At 60.9% G+C, this 18,489-nt stretch carries 18 protein-coding genes and 1 pseudogene; 13 read left to right on the top strand and 6 right to left on the bottom strand.

All coding sequences use genetic code 11. The features are described 5' to 3' along the window. The first annotated feature begins 189 nt into the window (after positions 1-189). Positions 190-1,989 (top strand): PAS domain S-box protein, encoded by a 1,800-nt coding sequence (locus tag E1573_RS02220; protein WP_133210205.1) that lies wholly within the window; start codon positions 190-192, stop codon positions 1,987-1,989. Next, on the top strand, positions 1,989-2,612 hold the full coding sequence (locus E1573_RS02215) for a response regulator transcription factor (protein ID WP_133210203.1): 624 nt from the start codon (positions 1,989-1,991) through the stop codon (positions 2,610-2,612). Before E1573_RS02220 ends, E1573_RS02215 begins: the two co-directional genes overlap by 1 nt. 75 nt (positions 2,613-2,687) lie before the next feature. Here E1573_RS02215 and E1573_RS02210 read toward each other — a convergent pair whose 3' ends face one another. Next, positions 2,688-3,008, bottom strand: coding sequence for a YqjD family protein (locus tag E1573_RS02210; RefSeq protein ID WP_133210201.1), 321 nt, complete (start codon positions 3,006-3,008; stop codon positions 2,688-2,690). Positions 3,009-3,140: 132 nt separating this feature from the next. Between E1573_RS02210 and E1573_RS02205 the strand changes: the two genes are divergently transcribed. The 4 genes and pseudogenes from E1573_RS02205 (at position 3,141) to E1573_RS02190 (ending at position 7,507) form a co-directional block, all read left to right on the top strand. Continuing rightward, on the top strand, positions 3,141-3,395 hold the full coding sequence (locus tag E1573_RS02205) for a hypothetical protein (protein ID WP_133210199.1): 255 nt from the start codon (positions 3,141-3,143) through the stop codon (positions 3,393-3,395). A 105-nt stretch (positions 3,396-3,500) separates the two neighbouring features. Then, positions 3,501-4,011, top strand: a pseudogene (locus E1573_RS02200) (RNA polymerase sigma factor); the annotation flags it as partial. Beyond that, entirely contained in the window at positions 4,012-4,890 is an 879-nt protein-coding gene (locus E1573_RS02195; RefSeq protein ID WP_256659462.1) for a FecR domain-containing protein, read from the top strand. Positions 4,891-5,179: 289 nt separating this feature from the next. Next, a complete protein-coding gene (locus E1573_RS02190; protein ID WP_371925121.1) occupies positions 5,180-7,507 on the top strand; it encodes a TonB-dependent siderophore receptor in 2,328 nt (775 codons plus the stop codon). Position 7,508: 1 nt separating this feature from the next. On the opposite strand, the gene E1573_RS02185 is transcribed toward E1573_RS02190, so the two are convergent. After that, entirely contained in the window at positions 7,509-8,399 is an 891-nt protein-coding gene (locus E1573_RS02185) for a LysR family transcriptional regulator (protein ID WP_133210192.1), read from the bottom strand. Between the two features lie 100 nt (positions 8,400-8,499). Between E1573_RS02185 and E1573_RS02180 the strand changes: the two genes are divergently transcribed. The 6 genes from E1573_RS02180 (at position 8,500) to E1573_RS02155 (ending at position 14,030) form a co-directional block, all read left to right on the top strand. Then, a complete protein-coding gene (locus tag E1573_RS02180) occupies positions 8,500-9,579 on the top strand; it encodes a polyamine ABC transporter substrate-binding protein (RefSeq protein WP_133210190.1) in 1,080 nt (359 codons plus the stop codon). A gap of 25 nt (positions 9,580-9,604) precedes the next feature. Beyond that, entirely contained in the window at positions 9,605-10,564 is a 960-nt protein-coding gene (gene speB, locus E1573_RS02175) for an agmatinase (RefSeq protein ID WP_133210188.1), read from the top strand. Positions 10,565-10,708: 144 nt separating this feature from the next. Next, positions 10,709-11,005 carry a hypothetical protein gene (locus E1573_RS02170; RefSeq protein WP_256659463.1) on the top strand — a complete coding sequence of 99 codons (297 nt, stop codon included), beginning with the start codon at positions 10,709-10,711 and terminating at the stop codon, positions 11,003-11,005. Positions 11,006-11,035: 30 nt separating this feature from the next. Further along, complete coding sequence (locus E1573_RS02165; protein WP_133210184.1) at positions 11,036-12,184, top strand: PQQ-dependent sugar dehydrogenase; 1,149 nt, start codon at positions 11,036-11,038, stop codon at positions 12,182-12,184. A gap of 134 nt (positions 12,185-12,318) precedes the next feature. Then, positions 12,319-13,437: a cell division protein ZapE gene (gene zapE / locus E1573_RS02160; RefSeq protein WP_133210182.1), complete on the top strand. Its 1,119-nt coding sequence runs from the start codon at positions 12,319-12,321 to the stop codon at positions 13,435-13,437. Positions 13,438-13,448: 11 nt separating this feature from the next. Further along, a complete protein-coding gene (locus E1573_RS02155; protein ID WP_133210180.1) occupies positions 13,449-14,030 on the top strand; it encodes a DinB family protein in 582 nt (193 codons plus the stop codon). On the opposite strand, the gene E1573_RS02150 is transcribed toward E1573_RS02155, so the two are convergent. Genes E1573_RS02150 through E1573_RS02135 form a run of 4 tightly spaced genes read right to left on the bottom strand, consistent with a single transcriptional unit; the run spans position 14,027 to position 17,622 of the window. Next, positions 14,027-14,461, bottom strand: a complete 435-nt coding sequence (locus E1573_RS02150) for a YqaA family protein (RefSeq protein WP_133210178.1) — start codon at positions 14,459-14,461, stop codon at positions 14,027-14,029. The two genes, E1573_RS02155 and E1573_RS02150, sit on opposite strands and share 4 nt — an antisense overlap. Positions 14,462-14,471: 10 nt before the next feature. Continuing rightward, positions 14,472-14,900, bottom strand: coding sequence for a DUF411 domain-containing protein (locus E1573_RS02145; RefSeq protein WP_133210176.1), 429 nt, complete (start codon positions 14,898-14,900; stop codon positions 14,472-14,474). A gap of 15 nt (positions 14,901-14,915) precedes the next feature. Further along, complete coding sequence (locus E1573_RS02140) at positions 14,916-15,887, bottom strand: copper resistance protein B (RefSeq protein ID WP_133210174.1); 972 nt, start codon at positions 15,885-15,887, stop codon at positions 14,916-14,918. Next, positions 15,880-17,622 carry a copper resistance system multicopper oxidase gene (locus E1573_RS02135; protein WP_133210172.1) on the bottom strand — a complete coding sequence of 581 codons (1,743 nt, stop codon included), beginning with the start codon at positions 17,620-17,622 and terminating at the stop codon, positions 15,880-15,882. The genes E1573_RS02140 and E1573_RS02135 overlap by 8 nt, the downstream gene beginning before the upstream one ends. Before the next feature lie 174 nt (positions 17,623-17,796). Between E1573_RS02135 and E1573_RS02130 the strand changes: the two genes are divergently transcribed. Then, entirely contained in the window at positions 17,797-18,465 is a 669-nt protein-coding gene (locus E1573_RS02130; RefSeq protein WP_133210171.1) for a hypothetical protein, read from the top strand. Positions 18,466-18,489 lie beyond the last annotated feature (24 nt).

The following is an 18,489-nucleotide window of genomic DNA, read 5'->3' as shown; positions in this document are numbered from 1 at the left end:
TGCAGGGGGTGCCTGTATGGCGTACTGCAACCCCCGGTGGCTGATTGTTAGCTCTGATCAGGTGTCGTGAAGGGCTGGCCCTTCTGGTGTCACATTTTTACGTGAGTCCCTATGGTACTTGGAAGATAGACTATAGCAATATAGTAGAAGTACCATATGCGCCTTTGAGGCTATCCAGGGAATGCCGCCATGACGCCATTGCTCGCCAGTGACCCGCAGCCCAGCCTTATGCTGGACGCCTGCGCCGCTGTGCTGGAAGTCAATCCCGCTTTGCAGGCCATGCTCGGCCCCTGGCCACAACGCACGGTCGATTACTGGTTGCCCAGCAACTATCAGGCGCTGGTGAATGCCTGCCTGCGGCAGGTTCGTGCCATCTGCGATGTTGAAGCACTGGTTGCCGAGCGGATCCTGCTCTGGACGTTCATTCCCGTCAGCACAGATCGGGTTTTGCTGCGCTGCCGTGACGCCACCGCCGAGCGCCAGGCTGAACGCGAAGCCAGCCAGGCCCGGCGCCTGTACCGTTTGATCACCGAAAACACTACTGATCTGATTTCCCGGCACAGCCCCGACGGCTGTTTCCTCGATGCCTCGCCAGCGTCCTTCCGGCTGCTGGGTTACTGGCCGGAGCAGTTGCGTGGTGTAGCGGTGCAATCACTGTTTCACCCTCAGGATCGCCAGCAGTCGTTGCAACAGGCCGCTCAAGCACTGGAGCAGGACGGCTACCAGACCATGACCTGCCGGGTGCGGCATCACGATGGCCGTTACTTATGGTTCGAGATTGCCAGCCGGGCCATTCGCGAAACCTATACCGGGGTGGTGGTCGAGATCGTCAGCGTGTCACGGGACATCACCGCGCGCGTTGAGGCCCAGGAGAACCGCCGACGCCTAGCCGAAGTGGTCGAGGCCAACACCGACCTTGTGCTGTTTACCGACCGCGACGGTCATTTGAGTTACCTCAACCGCTCGGCGCGCAAGGCGTTAGCGCTACAAGACGTTGAGCAGTTGCCCGGCTTGCAGGCCTTGCTTGACCCGGCCCTGCTGCAACGCCTAGACCGCGAGGGCTGGCAGTGCGCCGAACGAACCGGCGTGTGGCAGGCTGAGACGCGGCTTATCCCATGGCAGGGCAGTACAGCGTTTCCGGTGTCGTTGGTGTTGCTGGCCCACCGGGGCAGCGGCGCTGAGCGTTATTACTCGCTGGTGGCGCGGGACATGACCGAGCGCGAACTGCGCGAAGGCCAGCAGCGCCGTCATCAGGACGAACTGGCCCACAGCGCACGGCTGATTACGCTGGGTGAACTGGCGTCGGGCATTGCCCATGAAATCAATCAGCCGCTGGCGGCCGTGGTCAATTATGCCGGGGCCAGCCAACGTTACCTGCAGGCCCTGGATCGCGATCCGCAGGCGGCTGCGCGGGTCGCCCAAGGTTTGCAACGCATCAGCGAGCAGGCCACGCACGCCGCAGCAGTGATCAAGCGCCTGCGTGCGTTTCTGCGCAAAGAGCCCAGACGCCTGCAGGCATTGGCCATTGCCGATGTAGCCCTGGAGGCCGTGCGTCTGTGCGACTGGGAGGCGGCGCGTGACCATGTGCAGATCGCGCTGCAAATCGCTGACCCGTTGCCGACGGTGTATGCCGATCGGGTGCTGCTCGAACAGGTTCTGCTCAACCTGCTGCGCAATGCCATCGACGCCAATCGTGAGCAGCATCGCGGTCAACCGTCGCGTATTGTGCTCAGCGCTGAATGGTTTGCCGGGCAGGTACAGATTCAGGTCAGCGACCAGGGCCCGGGCGTAGCACCTGAGCGTCTTGATGGTATTTTCACCCCGTTCAACACCAGCAAACCGGAAGGTCTGGGGCTTGGCTTGAGCATGAGCCGCAGTATCATCGAGGGCTTTGGCGGCACCTTGCAGGCGATGCCGGGGGCGCAGGGCGGGTTGATTTTGTGTTGTCGGCTGGCGCCAGTGGCAAGCGCCGCAACAGAGGAAAAGTGATGCAGCAACCAAAAGTCTATGTGGTCGATGATGACCAGGGCATGCTCGATTCCACGGTCTGGTTGTTGGAGTCGGTGGGGATCGAGGCGCTGGCCTTTACCAGCGGTCAGGCATTTCTCGCGGCGTGTGATGCGCACCTGCCAGCCTGCGTGCTGCTGGATGTGCGCATGCCCGGGATGGGCGGGCTGAGTGTGCAGGAGGCCTTGCGCGGACGTGGTATCGACTTGCCGGTGATCTTCCTCAGTGGGCATGCTGACGTGCCAATTGTGGTGCGCGCGTTCAAGGCTGGCGCTTGCGACTTCATCGAAAAACCCTACAACGACCAACTGTTGCTGGATGCGGTGCAGGCGGCGCTCGAACGCTCACAGCAAAACCTGGCGGGCAGCGGCCCACGGGCAACCGTGCAGGCGCGGATCGACAGCCTGACGCCGCGTGAACGGGATGTGTTCGTACCGCTGGTGCAGGGCTTCAGCAACCGGGAGATTGCCGAGCAGCTTGAAGTCAGTGTGAAAACCGTGGATTTGTATCGGGCGCGGGTGATGAAACGCATGGAAGCTGCGCACCTGCCTGCTCTGGTGGGCATGGCCATTGCCTGCGGCGTGGTTCAGCCCTTGAACTTGTAGGAGCGGGCTTGCCCCGCGATAGCGATCTGTCAGCCACATCGCATCGTGGGGCAAGCCCGCTCCTACAGGATGGTGTTAAGAGCGGCGTCCGAGCAGCAACCCCACCACCAGGCCAAACCCGGCCGAAATGGCCACCGTTTGCCACGGGTGACCACCGATGTAGTCATGAGTAGCATCAACCATTGGCTGGGCCTTGCTGCGCACATTACTCACCGCTTCACCGGCCTGCTTGAGCTTGAGCCCAACCTGAGCCCGTAGGGTTTCGGCTTCTTCGCCCACCAGGGTGGCGCTGTCACGCAGCAGTTTTTCCGATTCATCAATCAAGGCCTGTAATTCGCTGAATGCCTGATCCTTGATTTGCTCGGCATCGGCTTGCACGGTGGTTTTCCTGGCCATGGGCAGTTCCTCATCGATTGATAGGCGTTGAACAGTGGATACCGGTGGGCGCGGAAAGTTGCAGCGGTTTGCCGGACCCTTCGGGCTACAGTGTAAGATAGCGCCTATTTTTCAAGTGGCAGGACACCCCTCATGAGTTTCAATCTGGCCAACAAGAGCTTCGCCGAACGGGCGCAGATCGAGGACGAGAAAGCACGTCTGTTCGAGCTCTGGCAGACCAACCTCGGCAAGGCCAAGGGCGAAGCTGCCCGGTTGATCGCCGAAAAACCCCGGCGCAAAGGCAAGTGGGCCGAGTGGGTGCGCGCGGAGTTGGACGGCATGTCGCCGCCCGAGTTTTCCAATATGGTGCGCAGCGAGGTCAACAAACTGATGGCAGCCGCCAAGTAACTTCGAATCTCAACAAAGAGCCTTGTTGAAAGACGTTAGCGTTTTGAACGATACTGTTTCTCATTAACGTCTACCACCTGCTGCCAAGGCTGTTCGAGTTTCTTCATGTTGACGCCTCCCGTGTCCGGGCTGCTGGCCAGTTTCCAGGAACATTACGATGACCTGCTGCAGTTTCTGACCCGGCGCATGAGCGACCGTCAGCGTGCTGCCGACGTGGCGCAGGAAACCTACCTCAAGTTGGTGAAGATCGAGCAGCAGGACTTGTCAGTGCTGCACGCACGCAGCTTCATTTTCCGCGTGGCCGGCAACCTGGCTATTGATACCTTGCGCCGCGAGCAGCGCATGGCTGGTAACCTCGATTACACGGCCACAGCTGGTGAGGTGGTGTGCCCGGCACCTGTGCCGGAGGCTGCCTTGTTGGCCCGCGAGCGGCTGGCGCAGTTGGATGAGGCGTTGCTGCAGCTGTCTCCCAACGCTCGTCAGGCGCTGTTGCTTAACCGTGTCGAGGGCCTGACCCAAGCGCAGATTGCACAACAGTTGGGCGTTTCCGAGAGCATGGTGGCAAAATACATCGGCCAGGCCCTGCGTCATTGCCGTGACTGGCTCAAACACAACCATGATTGACGCCCTTGCCATGCCTGCTCCGCAGCCGATCAGCGATTTGTCCGATGATGCCCTCGACTGGCAGGTGCTGCTGCATTCCGGCACCGCCAGCGACGCCGACCGTGCGCGTTATCAACGCTGGCGGCAGTTGAGCGCGGCACACGCCGCTGCGGCCCACGAGGCAGAAGCCTTGTGGGGCGACCTTGGCCAGACCCAGGCAGCAGCCCAACTGACAGTCGCGGTACCACGCCGACCACGTTGGGGCAGAGCCTTAGCAGCTTCGCTGGTGCTGGCGCTGGTGGGGTACGGTAGCTGGCAGCAGGCCCCGGCCATATTGGCTGATTACCACACCGGCGTTGGCCAGCAGCAGCGCATCACCCTGGCCGACGGCTCACATGTCCTGCTCAACAGTGGCAGTGCCTTGTCGGTCGACTTCAGCGATGCTCAGCGCCGCGTGAAGCTCAAGGCCGGTGAAGCACTGTTCGAACCTGCCAGTGATCCGCGACCTTTTATCGTCGAAGCGGGTGATGAAACCGTGCAGGGCAATGACGCGGTATTCAGTGTGCGTCGCCACGGCAGCCAGAACAGTGTGGTGATTGCCCAGGGAGAAGCGCAGGTCGGCCAGCGCACGTTGCAGGCTTCCGCCGATGCTAATGCGCAGATGGCCTGGCAGCGCGGCAAGTTGATCTTCAATGGCAAGCCGTTGCGCGAGGTATTGTCCGAGCTGGAACGTTACCAGCATGGGCGTATTGTGTTGTCCGACCAGCAGTTGGGTGCGCTGCAGGTTAGCGGTGTATTCGACCTGAATGACCCGCAAGGGCTGTTGCATACGCTTGAGCAGCGTTATGCGCTGAAGGTTACCTATTTGCCTTGGTTGGCGGTGGTGTACTGAGGTAAGCCTTCGCGGGGCAAGCCCGCTCCCGCCGTATCTGTGGGAGCGGGCTTGCCCCGCGAAAAAAACAAAAAAATTTCAATTTCGTACTGCAAGTTCTTCTTCGCCCAATCGTCGTAGTGAGACTGATCAGCAATCCATTCTCATTTACACCTTTGTCTGGAAGAACATTGTGAAGGGTACGCTCAAGCCAATCGCCCGCTCCACCGGCGGTTTCAAACAGGCGCTGCTGGCCTCGACTGCTGTCGCCGCACTGCTCGGCCCGGTCTGGGTACACGCCGCCGACGCCATGAACACAGCACACGCCAGCACTCAGCAAGACCGCGAAGTGAACCTGTCGTTACCGGCCCAGGACCTCGATATGGCCCTGACTGCTTTCGCCGACCAGGCCGGTCTGCATTTGCTGTTCACCACCGCCGATGTTGCCGGCCTGCACAGCCCGGCACTGGAAGGGCAATACAGCATCGCCCAGGCGTTGCAGCAGTTGTTGGCCGGCAGCGGCATGAGCTGGCAGTTCAGCGATTCGCGTACGATTATTCTGCGCAAGGCACAGGCCGTACCCGCAAGCGTCAGCCTCAAACCGATCGAAGTCAGTGTGGCATCGCGCACCAGCACCTCGATCAGCGAAATCCCCGGGACCGTCTGGGTGGTGGATCAGCAGCAGCTCAATGAGCAGATCAGCAGTGGCGTCAGCCTCAAGGAAGCCATTGGCAAGCTGGTACCGGGCCTGGACCTGGCACCGGAAGGGCGCACCAACTACGGCCAGAACATGCGCGGTCGTAACGTGCTGGTGATGATCGACGGCGTCAGCCAGAACAGCTCCCGTGGCCTCTCGCGCCAGTTCGACAGCATTTCGCCGTTCAACGTCCAGCGCGTTGAAGTGCTCTCCGGGGCCAGCGCCCTGTACGGCGGTGGCGCCACCGGCGGCATTATCAACATCGTCACCAAAAAGGGTGAAGCGGGGCCGACACGCTTTGAAACTCAGGTAGGTGCCAGCAGCGGCTTCAACAACAGTGACGACCTCTCCACGCGTATTGCCCAGTCGGTCAGCGCAGGCAATGAGCGAATCAACGCCCGCCTGGGGATTTCCGCTGAACAGAATGAAGCGTTCTACGATGGTGCCGGTGACCAGATCTTCATCGACAACACCCAGACCGATCTGCAGTACAACCGCACCATCGATGTGTTGGGCAGCCTCGGCCTGACCTTCAACGAGCAACAAAGCCTCGACCTGCTGGCCCAGTATTACGACTCCGGCAACCACGGCAGCACCGGAATTTACTTTCCCAACCTGAACTACAACGCGCCGTCGAACCTGGAAGATGCCGAGCTGCGCAGCGGTTACTCCACCGACCTGGAACCGCGCACCAAACGCCTGTTGCTCAACGCCAATTACCACCACAGCGATGTGCTCGGTCAGGATTTCTACCTGCAGGCGTCGTACCGCAAAGAAGACGACAACTTCTACCCGTTCCCCTACTACAATCCCGGCAAGCCGGCAGGGGTCAAGGGCGTGTATTTCGCCGCGTCGCAGCAGAACTTCGAGGTCAGCAGCCTCAAAGCGTTGTTCGCCAAACAGTGGGACACGCTGAAACTAACTTACGGCGTGGACCTGGACCGCGAACGCTTCAACGCCGAGCAGACCACCTTCGATGCGCTGACGTCGTCTGAAAGTGGTGGTCTGGATCTGGACAAAGCCAGCAAAGCCCCGCGCTATCCCAGTTATCGCGTCGATGGCTTGTCGTACTACGCCCAGCTCGACTGGCACGCCACCGACAATTTGACCTTCTCCGGCGGCGCCCGTCGCCAGCAAATGGACGTCGACGTCAGTGATTTCAAGAACGTGCCGGGTGGCAGCAACGACTATCAGGTCAACCTGTTCAACTTCGGCGCAATCTATGATTTCAAGAACGGCCACCAGGTCTGGAGTAACTACGGCGAAGGCTTCGACTTGCCCGATCCGGCCAAGTTTTACGGCAAGCCCGGTCTGAGCGTCGAAGACAACCCGCTGGCCGGGATCAAGAGTCGTCAGGTGGAAATGGGCTGGCGTTATGCCGACCTCGACTGGGATGCTCAGGCTGCGGTGTATTACATCTGGTCGGACAAGATCATTACCACCGACATGGCAACCTTGACCATCAACGTCGAGGATCAGAAGAGCCGCGACTTCGGCTTCGAAGGTGCACTGACCCGACACTTCGAAAGTGGCTGGGAAGCCGGTGGCACTCTGCACCTGGTGCGCTCTGAAGAAGAGGACAAAAACGGTGATTGGATCAAGCGCGATGCGCGTTATGCCTCGCTGTCCAAGTCCACCGCTTTTGTTGGCTGGAAGGAGGAGGGGCGCAGTGCACGCCTGCAAGCCAACCACGCCTTCACCCTTGAAGATGATGCCGACCACAAGATCAACGGCTATACCACCTTCGACCTGCTTGGCAGCCAGAACACCGGCTTCGGAACCTTCAGCGCCGGTATTCAGAACCTGCTGGACAAGCAATACAGCACAGTCTGGGGCCAGCGTGCGACGCTGTTTTACTCGCCGACCTACGGCCCTGCCTACCTGTACGATTATCAAGGCCGTGGCCGTACCTACACCCTGACCTGGTCGCTGGCCTACTGAGTCAGCTGAAGGCGCTCAACAGGTCGGCGCTAAAGGCCTGTTGGGCATCGCCGGGGAGCTGGGCCCGATGTCGGGCCAGGGCGAACGGCACCTGAAAGTTCAGCGCTGAGTCCAAACCGTGCAACAGCCCACGCTCGACCCAAGGTGCGGCGTAGTGACAGGGCAGGTAGCCGATGTGACGCCCCGACAGAATGAAGGCCAGGGCCCCCTCGACTTGCTCAGAGCGCGCTGAAGCCCGGCCGCCACTGAGTGGTTCAGGAGTCTTCAGAAAACTGTAAGGGTGCTCGACGTGATCGGCCTCATGCAGCACTTCCAGGCTCAGCTCCGTCAGGCTGGCGAACGGATGCTGGCTGGCGCAGTACAGGCGTTGGGTTTCTTCGAACAAAGGGATGTAGTCGAACGCCGCCTGTTTGCCAGAAAAGTAGCCGATGGCCAGGTCCAGGCGCTGCTGCAACAACAAGCGTTCAAGGTCAGCCGGCATGGCGCTGACCAGTTCCAGGCGCACTGACTCGTCGCGCTGGCGAAAGCGCTCGATCGCCTGGGCCAGGCGCAGGGTCACGCTGCTGTCCTGGGCTTCGGAAATGCCCACCCGCACTTCGCCGAGCAAGCGCCCGGCCACGCCGTTGGCCTGGTGGCGGAAGGCATCGATCTGCACGAACAACTCCCGGGTTGCCTTGAGCAATACCTCACCTTTGGCGGTCAGGCCAAAGCCGCCTTTGCCTCGGCTGCACAGGCGATAGCCCAGGCGGGTCTCCAGGCGTGCCATCTGCTGGCTGATGCTGGGCTGGCTCAGGCCCAGTACGCCTTGGGCAGCGCTGAAGCCACCGGCTTCGACCACGGTGACGAACAGCCGTAGCAAGTGCAGGTCAAGGTCGTGCAGTTGTCCGAGCATCAAACATTGCTCCTGGCGAATGTCAGCTTAAGTAACTTGTCATTTTACTAATGTAACCCGGCGCGCATGCTGGCGGCATCCACTGAAAAAGGTGCCCGACATGCGTACATCCCTGTGGTTGCTCCCCTTGGTCCTGGCCATGCCGGTACAGGCCGAGGAGCAGGTACTCAATCTCTACAGCTGGGCCGATTACGTGGCGCCAGAGACCTTGCAGCGCTTCGAAAAAGAAACCGGCTACAAGGTGCGTTACGACACCTTCGACACCACCGAAGTGCTGGAAACCAAACTGTTGACCGGTGGTAGCGGCTATGACGTGGTGGTGCCGTCGTCCAGCTTGCTGGCCCGGGCGTTGACCGCCGGTGCCCTGCAGCCGGTGCAGGCACAGTCGATGCCGGGCTACAGCAACCTGGACAAAGACCTGCTGGCCAAACTGGCCGAGGTTGACCCAGGTAACCAGTACGCCGTGCCCTACACCTGGGGCACCTTGGGCCTGGGCATGAACCTTGAGGCAGTGCGCCAGCGGCTCGGCGATGTGCCACTCGACAGCCTCGACCTGCTGTTCAAGCCCGAATATGCCAGCAAGCTCAAAGACTGTGGCATTGCCATGTCCGACTCGCCTCAGGAAGTGATTGGTTTGGCCTTGCATTACCTGGGCAAGGATCCCTACAGCCGCAACAAAGATGACCTGGCCGCAGCACAGGCATTACTCAAGCAACTGCAGCCGTCGATCAGCTACGTCGCCAACGGCCGGCAGATCAATGACCTGGCCAATGGCAGCGTATGCCTGGCGCTGACCTACAACGGCGATGCCGGCATGGCCGCCGAGCAGGCCCGCCAGGCCGGCAAACCGTACCAGGTGATCTACCGGATTCCCCGCGAAGGGACGCTGATCTGGCAAGACAACCTGGTAATCCCCAAAGATGCGCCGCACCCGGAGGCCGCACGCGCCTTCATCGCCTTCATGCTGCGCCCTGATTCGGTCGCGCCGCTGACCAACACCTTGTTCTTTGCCAACGCCAACCTCGCTGCCACGCCGCTGGTGGACGAAGCCGTGCGCAACGATCCCGACATTTACCCGGCCGAAGCCGTGCGCGCCCGCTTGTTTGCCGACCGCAGTATGGCCCTGGCTGACATGCGCCAGCGTACCCGCTTGTGGACCACCTTCCGTAGCCGCCAATAACCTCTAAAAAAGCAGGAGCCCGATGATGGACCTCGCCCCCGACAACGATCAGGCAATCACCCGTGACAGCTTGTATGGCACCGTCGCTGAAAACACTTTCGCCGGGATCACCAGTTTCTCCCGCCGTCGTTACACCCGCGACTTGCGTGGTGTCGATGTGGTGGTCAGCGGTGTGCCGTTCGACACTGCCACCAGCAACCGCCCCGGTGCACGCTTCGGCCCTCGGGCCATTCGTGCAGCGTCGGTACAGCAAGCCTGGGCCCGTCATTGGCCGTGGGAGTTCGACCCATTCGATCACCTTGCGGTGATCGACTACGGCGACTGCAACTTCGATTACGGCAGCCCGCAGACCATCCCCGACAGTATCCAGGCCCATGCCGAGCAGATTCTTGAAGCCGGCTGCGCCATGCTGACCCTGGGCGGCGATCACTTCATCAGTTATCCACTGCTCAAGGCACACGCCCGTAAGCATGGTCCGCTGTCGTTGATTCACTTCGACGCCCACAGCGATACCTGGCCTTGTGAAGAAGGGGCAGGGCGCGTCGATCACGGCACCATGTTCTGGCACGCCGCGCGCGAGGGGCTGGTAGACCCTTCGCGTTCGGTGCAGATCGGCTTGCGCACCACTAACGATGACACTCAGGGCTTTGCTGTGCTGGATGCGCGTCAGGTGCACCAGCGCGGTTGTCAGTCAATCATCGAGGCGATTCGTCAGCGGGTGGGCGATCACCCGGTGTACCTGACTTTCGATATTGATTGCCTCGACCCGGCCTACGCGCCAGGCACCGGCACCCCGGTGTGCGGCGGGCTGACCACGGTGCAAGCACTGGAGATCATCGGCGGCCTGCGCGGTATCAACCTGGTGGGTATGGACCTGGTGGAAGTCGCCCCGGCCTATGACCATGCTGATATCACCGCTTTGGCGGGTTCGACCCTGGCCATGGAAATGCTCTGCTTATATGCCGCACGGCATAAGGTCGACTGAGCTGGTAACAAAATGAATTACCTGTAGAGGATTTTGCGGTTTCCTGACGAACCCGACGCGCCTTAGGCTATCCACATGCTTGGGCGCGTCGTATCGCGCAGGAGGTGTACCGTGAACAGATCCCGGTTGAGCCTGGCAGGCCTTATGCTGAGCCTGCTGGTCAGCATGCCTTTGGCAGCGGCGCAAAGTGCAGCACCCGTGCAACTGGCTGCTTCGCCGAATAATCCGTACAACAGCCCGATCATGCGCGCCAATCCCAACAGCCGCCAAGGCAGCGTGCAGGCTACACCCCCGGTACGCGGCCCTTCGACCCAACCCATCGTGCGCCAACCCACCGTCGAAAACCGCGGTATCGGCAATGGCGAAAACATGCGCCGCGAACAGACGAGCCCGCGCCTTGACCCCATCCGACCGCCACGCGAGTCGACCCGTACGCCTTGACTGGCAGGCCCTCCCTGAAAGGAAACGCTGATGTCATTACGCACTTGGATCCCCACGCTGTTGACCGCAACGTTGCTGCCGCTTTTGGCCCATGCCGCGCCTGAGCAGCACTTCAAGAGCGAGGAGGGCAGCCTTTCAGTCAGTACCCTGGCAGAAGGCTTGAAGCACCCGTGGGCGTTGGCCTTCCTACCCGACGGTGCGGGCATACTGGTCAGTGAACGTGTCGGCAACTTGCGTATCGTAAGCCGCGAGGGCAAGGTCGGTGCGCCGCTGGGCGGCGTGCCTGAAGTCTGGGCACAAAGCCAGGGCGGGTTGCTCGATGTGGTGCTGTCACCGGATTTCAAGCAGGACCGTATGATCTACCTAAGCTATGCCGAGCGTGGTGAGGACGGTAAAGGCGGTACCGCTGTGGGCCGTGGGCGATTGTCGACCGATAGGGCCAAGCTGGAAGACTTCACCGTGATCTTCCGTCAGCAGCCCAAGCTCTCGGATGGCCTTCACTTTGGTTCGCGGCTGGTGTTTGACCGTGAGGGGTATCTGTTCATTGCCTTGGGCGAAAACAACCAGCGCCCCACAGCCCAGGACCTGGACAAGCTGCAAGGCAAGGTCGTGCGCATTCTGCCGGATGGCAGCGTACCGAAAGACAACCCGTTTGTCGGCCAGGCCAATGTCCGACCGGAAATCTGGTCGTTCGGCCACCGAAACCAGCAAGGTGCGGCGCTCAACCCCTGGACGGGTGAGTTATGGACCAACGAACACGGCCCCCGTGGTGGTGATGAAATCAACCTGCCAAAACCCGGCAAGAACTACGGCTGGCCGCTTGCGACCCATGGCATCAACTATTCGCTGCTGCCGATTCCTGAAGCCAAGGGCGAGCATGTCGAGGGCATGGTCGACCCGCACCATGTCTGGGAAAAGTCGCCGGCGATCAGCGGCATGGCCTTCTACGACAACCCGCGCTTCAAGGCGTGGGACCACAGCCTGTTCATCGGTGCGCTGGCGAGCCAGGAGCTGATTCGCCTGCAACTGGACGGTGACAAAGTGGTGCATGAAGAGCGCCTGCTGGGTGAACTCAACGCACGCATTCGCGACGTACGGGTCGGGCCGGACGGTTACCTCTATTTATTGACCGATGACGAAGACGGCGCCCTGTTCAAAGTGGGCCTGGACCCTCAGTAGGAGCGGGCTTGCCCCGCGAGGCGATGTAATTGTCAGATCGCAATCGCGGGGCGAGCCCGCTCCTACTGAGCCTTTGCTTGCGCCGTGAGGCGCTTCATCGCCAGAATGGCGTTCTTTTGCAACAGGCGCTGTCCATGTCCTGCTTTACCGAGCCGTCACCTTTGCGGCTGTACCAGCAAGCCCTCGAACGTGATGGCTTTGTCAGTGACCCGGCGCAGTTGCAGGCCGCCAACGCGTTGGAAGCCTGCTTCAATGCCCTGCAGCGCGGAGAAGTTCCGCAAGGCGTCTACCTCTGGGGCCCGGTCGGGCGCGGTAAAACCTGGCTGATGGACCAGTTCTACCGTTGCTTGCAAATCCCCGCACGACGCCAGCATTTTCACCATTTCATGCGCTGGGTGCATCAGCGTCTGTTCCAGCTCAATGGCACCGCCGATCCTCTGCATGCGCTGGCCGTTTCCCTGGCCGATGAAATCCGCGTGCTGTGTTTCGATGAGCTGTTCGTCAACGACATCGGTGATGCGATTATTCTCGGCCGCTTGTTCCAGGTGCTGTTCGATGCCGGGGTGGTGATTGTCGCCACCTCCAATCAGCCACCCGGCCAGTTGTACAGTGACGGCTTCAACCGCGAGCGCTTTATGCCCGCAATTGCTGCCATCGAGCAGCACATGCAGGTGTTGTCGGTGGCAGGGGAGCAGGATCACCGCCTGCATCCGGGGGCTGAGCGCCAGCGTTACTGGGTCCGTGAGCCGGGCCAGCCTGCGGTATTGGGCGACGTGTTCCACCAGATGAGCAACGGCCAGCCCGCCTCGGATCAGCCGTTGGCCATTGGTTCGCGGCGGTTGTCGGTGGTGCGGCGTAGCGAATCGGTGATCTGGTGCCGCTATGCCGATCTGTGCGAGCAGCCCTTCGCAGCCATGGATTTCATGGCCTTGTGTGACAGTTTCAGTGCCATCTTGCTGGGCGAGGTGCCAGCCTTGGGTGCCAGCCAGCGTCCGGCGAAGATCGCCCGTGGCACCGAAGATGCTGCCAGCCAGGTGTTGGCCGGTGACCGGGAGTTGCCACAACTGTCGGTACACGATGATGGCGTGCGACGTTTCATCGCCCTGGTCGATGAATGTTACGACCGTCGGATCGCCCTCTATCTGGAAGCGGAGGTGGCGCTGGATGCACTCTACACTCAAGGGTATCTAGCGTTCCCGTTCCGGCGAACCTTGAGCCGCTTGCGGGAGATGCAACTGCAACGCTTCGGTTGAAGGAGTCGATCATGCAGCCGCTATCGCACTACCTGCTGACCCAGGCCTACCAGAACGGCTGGGCCAACCACAGGCTGTACAAGGCCTGCCTGCAACTGAGCCAGGATGAGTTTGTAGCGCCACGTTGCAGCTTTTTTGGCTCGATCAAGGCCACGCTCAATCACATCCTGACGGTTGACTGGTATTACCTTAACGCGCTGGAGTCAGAACAGCGCGGCGAAGCACCGGAGCCAGACAGCGAGCGCTTTTTCGAGCCGCAAGAGCCGTTTTCCAGTTGTGAGGCGCTGCGCGAAGAACAGGCCCAGGCCGACCATCGTTTGATTGCTTACTGCAGCCAACTGCGCGACGAGCAGTTGCAACGTTATGTCAGTATCGTGCGCCCTGATTGGGTTCAGCGCGAGCAGCGTTTGCGCCTGCTGTCGCACCTGTTCGAGCACCAGATCCATCACCGTGGGCAGGTGCACGCGATGCTCAGCGACAGCTCGGTGCGACCGCCGCAACTGGACGAATTCTATTGCGAGGAGGAAGCCCACTTGCGCGCCCAGGACTTTGCCGAACTGGGCTGGACCGAAGCGCAGATCTGGGGGCGCTAACGGCTCAGCCAGCCCAGGGTGAGCATCGCCAGCACTGCGTAGCGGCCAGCCTTGGCCAGGGTCACCAGCAACACAAAGCGCCAGAAGGGCTCGCGCATGATGCCGGCGATCAACGTCAGTGGGTCGCCAATCACCGGCATCCAGCTCAGCAGCAATGACCATTGGCCATAGCGCTGATAGCGCTGCTGGGCTTTGTCCAGTTGCGCTGCTGAAAAGGGAAACCAGCGGCGGTCGCGCAAGTGTTCAATGCCACGGCCCAGCAGCCAATTGACGATCGAGCCCAGCACGTTACCCAGGGTCGCGATCAGCACAAGAGTGAAGACCGCCTGCGGGTCGCGCAGCAGCAAACCCACCAGGACGGCCTCTGATTGCAGCGGCAACAGGGTCGCCGCGCCAAAGGCGCTGAAAAACAGCGCCCATTCACTCAACATTCAGCGCTGATCAGTAGTTGGCGACCACTTCGTCACGGCCGTCTTTAGTCAGGCCGATCACTTGGTAGGCATCTTTGTGGTCGCCCATTTCCATGCCCGGTGAGCCCATTGGCATACCCGGTACGGCCACACCACGCAAGTCGGAGCGCTTGGCCAGCAACTTGACCTGTTCAGCCGGTACATGGCCTTCGACGAACTTGCCGTCGATCACGCCGGTGTGGCACGAAGCCAGGCGTGGCGCCACGCCCAGGCGTTGTTTGACCGCGCTCATGTTCGGCTCGACATGGTCGTTGACGGTAAAGCCGTTGGCCTGCAAGTGGTTGATCCACTCCTTGCAGCAGCCACAGTTGGGGTCGCGATACACATCAATGGTTTGCCCGGCCTGGGCCAAGGTGCTCAGGGCCAGCAAGCCGAAAGCGACGATTTTTTTACTCAACATGGTGGTTCTCCAAGACTAGAAACGCAGGCGCACACCGGCGACCACACGGGTCTGGCCGATATCGCCATCGTCATCACGGATCTGTTCGGCCGCATTGCCGTAGCTCCGGTTGAAACTGACGCCCACGTACGGGGCAAAACCGCGGGTGATCTCATAGCGCAGGCGCACGCCGATCTCACTGTCGGCAAGGCCGCTGCCCTGATCGCGGCTGGCATCGTTACGGCCATAGAAGTTGGCTTCAAGGGACGGCTCGAGAATCCAGCGGTTGGTCAGCAGCATAGCGTAACTGCTCTCCAGGCGCAGCGCGGTCTGTTGCCGCTCTCCCACATAGGCGGTGGCTTCCAGTTCCAGGCCGTACAGGGGTGTCCCTTGAATGCCGAAGGCCGCCCAGGTCTGGCCGCTGGCTGGTTTGAAGTCCTGACGCAGGCCGCCGACCACTTCCCACCATGGGCTGATGGCATGGCCCCAAAGCGCCTGCAATTCGGCTTTGTGCGTTTCCCCTTGTTCGCGCTCACCTTCGGTGCGCAGCCACAGGCGGTCGATGTCGCCGCCGATCCAGGCATTGGCGTTCCAGTTCAGGGCGCCGCTGCTGTCGAAGTTCTGGTATTCCAGTTGCTCGACGATCACCGCCCAGTTGACCTGCCGATCATGCACTTGATGGCCGGGCAGGGGGGGGAAGGCTGCGCGGCGATCTGCATCGGTGATTGGCCGCAACGGTGTGCGAGGGGTGTCGAGCGCTTGCGTGTGGCCCATGCTGCCGTGGTCCATGCTGGAATGATCCATCGGCGGCATGGGCTGGGTGCCGTGGTTCATTTTGCTGTGGTCCATGGCTCCGGAGTTCATGCTGCCGTGGTTCATGGCGCCATGATTCATGCTGCCATGATTCATCGCGCCGTGATCCATTTCCTGGGCCCGGATCTCTTCGCTGGCCAGCAACGCCAACAGTGCCAGGCTACCCAGCAGCGGACGGTTGAATACTTCATTCATCGACGCGTACCTCGCGGAACATGCCCATCTCCATGTGGTAAAGCAGGTGGCAGTGGTAGGCCCAGCGCCCCAGCGCGTCGGCAGTTACCCGGTAGCTACGGCGACTGCCCGGCGGAATATCCAGGGTGTGTTTGCGCACCAGAAAACGCCCGTGTTCGTCTTCCAGGTCGCTCCACAAACCATGCAGGTGAATCGGGTGGGCCATCATCGTGTCGTTGACCAGGGTGATACGCACGCGCTCGCCATAGCGCAGGCGCAACGGCTCGGCATCGGAGAACTTGATGCCGTTGAACGACCAGGCGAAACGCTCCATGTGGCCGGTCAGGTGCAGCTCGATATCGCGCGACGGCTCGCGGCCGTCCGGGTCGACAAAGGTGCTTTTCAAGTCGGCGTAGGTCAGCACCCGGCGACCGTTGTTACGCAAGCCGAGGCCAGGGTCGGAAAGATTGGGTTTGGGGCTCATGGTCTGCATGTCGACCAGCGGATTGCCGGTTTCACTGGCCGGGTGGGTCTGCATGCCGCTCATGGCGCCATGATCCATACTGCCCATCTGGCCGTGATCCATACCCGCCATGCCACCCATCTGGCTATGGTCCATGCCCGCCATGGCATCCATACCACCGTGGCCCATGTCGGCCATGGTCAGAATCGGCCGCGGGTCGGGTTCCGGCACCGGGGCGCTGAGGCCCGGGCTGCGGGCCAGGGTGCCGCGGGCGTAGCCGGTGCGGTCCATGCTCTGGGCATACAAGGTATAGGCCGCAAGGTCGCCCACCTGCACCAGCACGTCGTAGGTTTCGGCCACGGCAATGCGCAGTTCATCGACAGTGACCGGCTGCACCGGCATGCCGTCGGCGGCGATGACGGTCAATTTCAGGCCAGGGATGCGGAAGTCGAAATAGCTCATGGCTGAGCCGTTGATCAAGCGCAGGCGTACGGTTTCACCCGGCTGGAACAGGCAGGTGAAATTGCCATCTGGTGGCTGACCGTTGAGCAGGTAGGTATAGGTGGCGGCACTGATGTCGGCGAGGTCGGTCGGGCTCATGCGCATCTCGGCCCAGCTCTTGCGTTCGGCGACGGTCTTCGACCAGCCATGCTCAGCCACGTCATCGATGAAATCGCCGACAGTGCGCTTGTGGTAGTTAAAGGCGTCGGACTGCTTTTTCAGGGTGGCCATCAGCGCTTGGGGTGACTGGTCACTCCAATCGCTGAGCAGCAGCACATAGTCGCGTTGGTAACGATGGGGCTCGGGTTCTTTCGGTTCGATGACAATCGCCCCGTACACCCCGGCTTGCTCCTGCAGCCCGGAGTGGCTGTGGTACCAGTAGGTGCCACTCTGTTGCAGGGTGAATTGATAGAGGTAGTCGCCACCCGGCTCGATTCCGGCAAAGCTCAGACCCGGTACACCGTCCATGTTGGCCGGCAGGATAATGCCGTGCCAGTGAATCGAGGTCGACTCCTCCAGACGGTTACGCACGCGCAAGGTCACGGTATCGCCCTCGCGCCAGCGCAGTACCGGGCCTGGCAAGCTGTTGTTGATGGTCATTGCCGTGCGCGCACGTCCGGTGATGTTGACCGGTGTCTGGCCAATGAACAGGTCGAAGTCGCGACCGCTGAGTGCGTTTTCCAACGGCAGCGGCGCGGCGAACGCAGGCAGGCGCCAGAGGCCGAGCCCGGCCAGGGCACTTCCAGCGGCGAAGCCTTTGACAAAGGTACGGCGGGAGGGGTTTGCAAGCATGTCGTTGCCAGTCCATTCACAAGGATGGCAGGACAGTAGCCAATGGCGACTGTCAGCAAACTGAGATGCAGATTACAGATTTGTCAGGTCAGTCGGAAACTGATCCCGCTGCGTTGTCGGCGTGGAAAAATCCAATCTGTCGGCACACTCACGAGGTACGAAAGAGAGGACCCGATGGACTTTAGTGCGCCGCTGAAAACCTACCTGGCTGAAAATACCATCATCACCTTTGCACCGGCACTGACGGCCGAAGAGCGTCAGGATGCGATGAGCCTGCTGCTACAGGCGCGCCTGTTTGCCAGCAATCTCCTTGACTCCAGGATCCACTGGAAAAGCTGGATGGACCGCTACCGGAACCGCTTGGAAAAGCACGGCTGTAAGTTGTTGAGCTTGATCACCGAGCCACCACGGGTGATTCATTCGGCCGATGAGTTGCAAGGAATTGCCGCCACCGTGGTAGGGCAAGTCGGTGACACTGAACTGGCAGAAATGGTGGAGCATGCTATCGGTAGAGTCAGGGAAAGCGGCTACGCCGGGCGTTTCTTCAGCAAGGGCGAGAACGGTGGAGCCTTCTCCGAGTTCGTTGCCGTGCCCTGCGAAAAGAACCAGGCAGGCGACATTCTGCTGGTGGTGTTTGCCGTTAACATCGGTTTGTCGGTAGACGTGCGCGATTTCGACTTCTGGACAGAAACCCGGCGCGACATGGTCGTGCATGTCGTTGGTGGGTTGTATCGTTTTGAGCGAGACACCTACGCGCAGTATCGCGAGGCGATCAGTACCTACATTGCAGAGTCTGCCAAAACGCGCATACGCAAGTTGAGCATCACGCCTAAAGCACGATGAAGCTGCCTGACGCCTCAAGCAACT

This window comes from Pseudomonas sp. H9 (assembly GCF_004353925.1).
Taxonomy (GTDB): Bacteria; Pseudomonadota; Gammaproteobacteria; order Pseudomonadales; family Pseudomonadaceae; genus Aquipseudomonas.
This window is presented reverse-complemented; position numbering and strand designations above follow the sequence as displayed.

What these genes read in the sequence shown, in the direction of transcription:
- E1573_RS02220 (WP_133210205.1), top strand. Translation starts at nt 190, where the DNA reads ATGACGCCATTGCTCGCCAGTGACCCGCAGCCCAGCCTTATGCTGGAC.
- E1573_RS02215 (WP_133210203.1), top strand. Translation starts at nt 1,989, where the DNA reads ATGCAGCAACCAAAAGTCTATGTGGTCGATGATGACCAGGGCATGCTC.
- E1573_RS02210 (WP_133210201.1), bottom strand. Translation starts at nt 3,008, where the DNA reads ATGGCCAGGAAAACCACCGTGCAAGCCGATGCCGAGCAAATCAAGGAT.
- E1573_RS02205 (WP_133210199.1), top strand. Translation starts at nt 3,141, where the DNA reads ATGAGTTTCAATCTGGCCAACAAGAGCTTCGCCGAACGGGCGCAGATC.
- E1573_RS02195 (WP_256659462.1), top strand. Translation starts at nt 4,012, where the DNA reads ATGATTGACGCCCTTGCCATGCCTGCTCCGCAGCCGATCAGCGATTTG.
- E1573_RS02190 (WP_371925121.1), top strand. Translation starts at nt 5,180, where the DNA reads ATGAACACAGCACACGCCAGCACTCAGCAAGACCGCGAAGTGAACCTG.
- E1573_RS02185 (WP_133210192.1), bottom strand. Translation starts at nt 8,399, where the DNA reads ATGCTCGGACAACTGCACGACCTTGACCTGCACTTGCTACGGCTGTTC.
- E1573_RS02180 (WP_133210190.1), top strand. Translation starts at nt 8,500, where the DNA reads ATGCGTACATCCCTGTGGTTGCTCCCCTTGGTCCTGGCCATGCCGGTA.
- speB (WP_133210188.1), top strand. Translation starts at nt 9,605, where the DNA reads ATGGACCTCGCCCCCGACAACGATCAGGCAATCACCCGTGACAGCTTG.
- E1573_RS02170 (WP_256659463.1), top strand. Translation starts at nt 10,709, where the DNA reads ATGCTGAGCCTGCTGGTCAGCATGCCTTTGGCAGCGGCGCAAAGTGCA.
- E1573_RS02165 (WP_133210184.1), top strand. Translation starts at nt 11,036, where the DNA reads ATGTCATTACGCACTTGGATCCCCACGCTGTTGACCGCAACGTTGCTG.
- zapE (WP_133210182.1), top strand. Translation starts at nt 12,319, where the DNA reads ATGTCCTGCTTTACCGAGCCGTCACCTTTGCGGCTGTACCAGCAAGCC.
- E1573_RS02155 (WP_133210180.1), top strand. Translation starts at nt 13,449, where the DNA reads ATGCAGCCGCTATCGCACTACCTGCTGACCCAGGCCTACCAGAACGGC.
- E1573_RS02150 (WP_133210178.1), bottom strand. Translation starts at nt 14,461, where the DNA reads ATGTTGAGTGAATGGGCGCTGTTTTTCAGCGCCTTTGGCGCGGCGACC.
- E1573_RS02145 (WP_133210176.1), bottom strand. Translation starts at nt 14,900, where the DNA reads ATGTTGAGTAAAAAAATCGTCGCTTTCGGCTTGCTGGCCCTGAGCACC.
- E1573_RS02140 (WP_133210174.1), bottom strand. Translation starts at nt 15,887, where the DNA reads ATGAATGAAGTATTCAACCGTCCGCTGCTGGGTAGCCTGGCACTGTTG.
- E1573_RS02135 (WP_133210172.1), bottom strand. Translation starts at nt 17,622, where the DNA reads ATGCTTGCAAACCCCTCCCGCCGTACCTTTGTCAAAGGCTTCGCCGCT.
- E1573_RS02130 (WP_133210171.1), top strand. Translation starts at nt 17,797, where the DNA reads ATGGACTTTAGTGCGCCGCTGAAAACCTACCTGGCTGAAAATACCATC.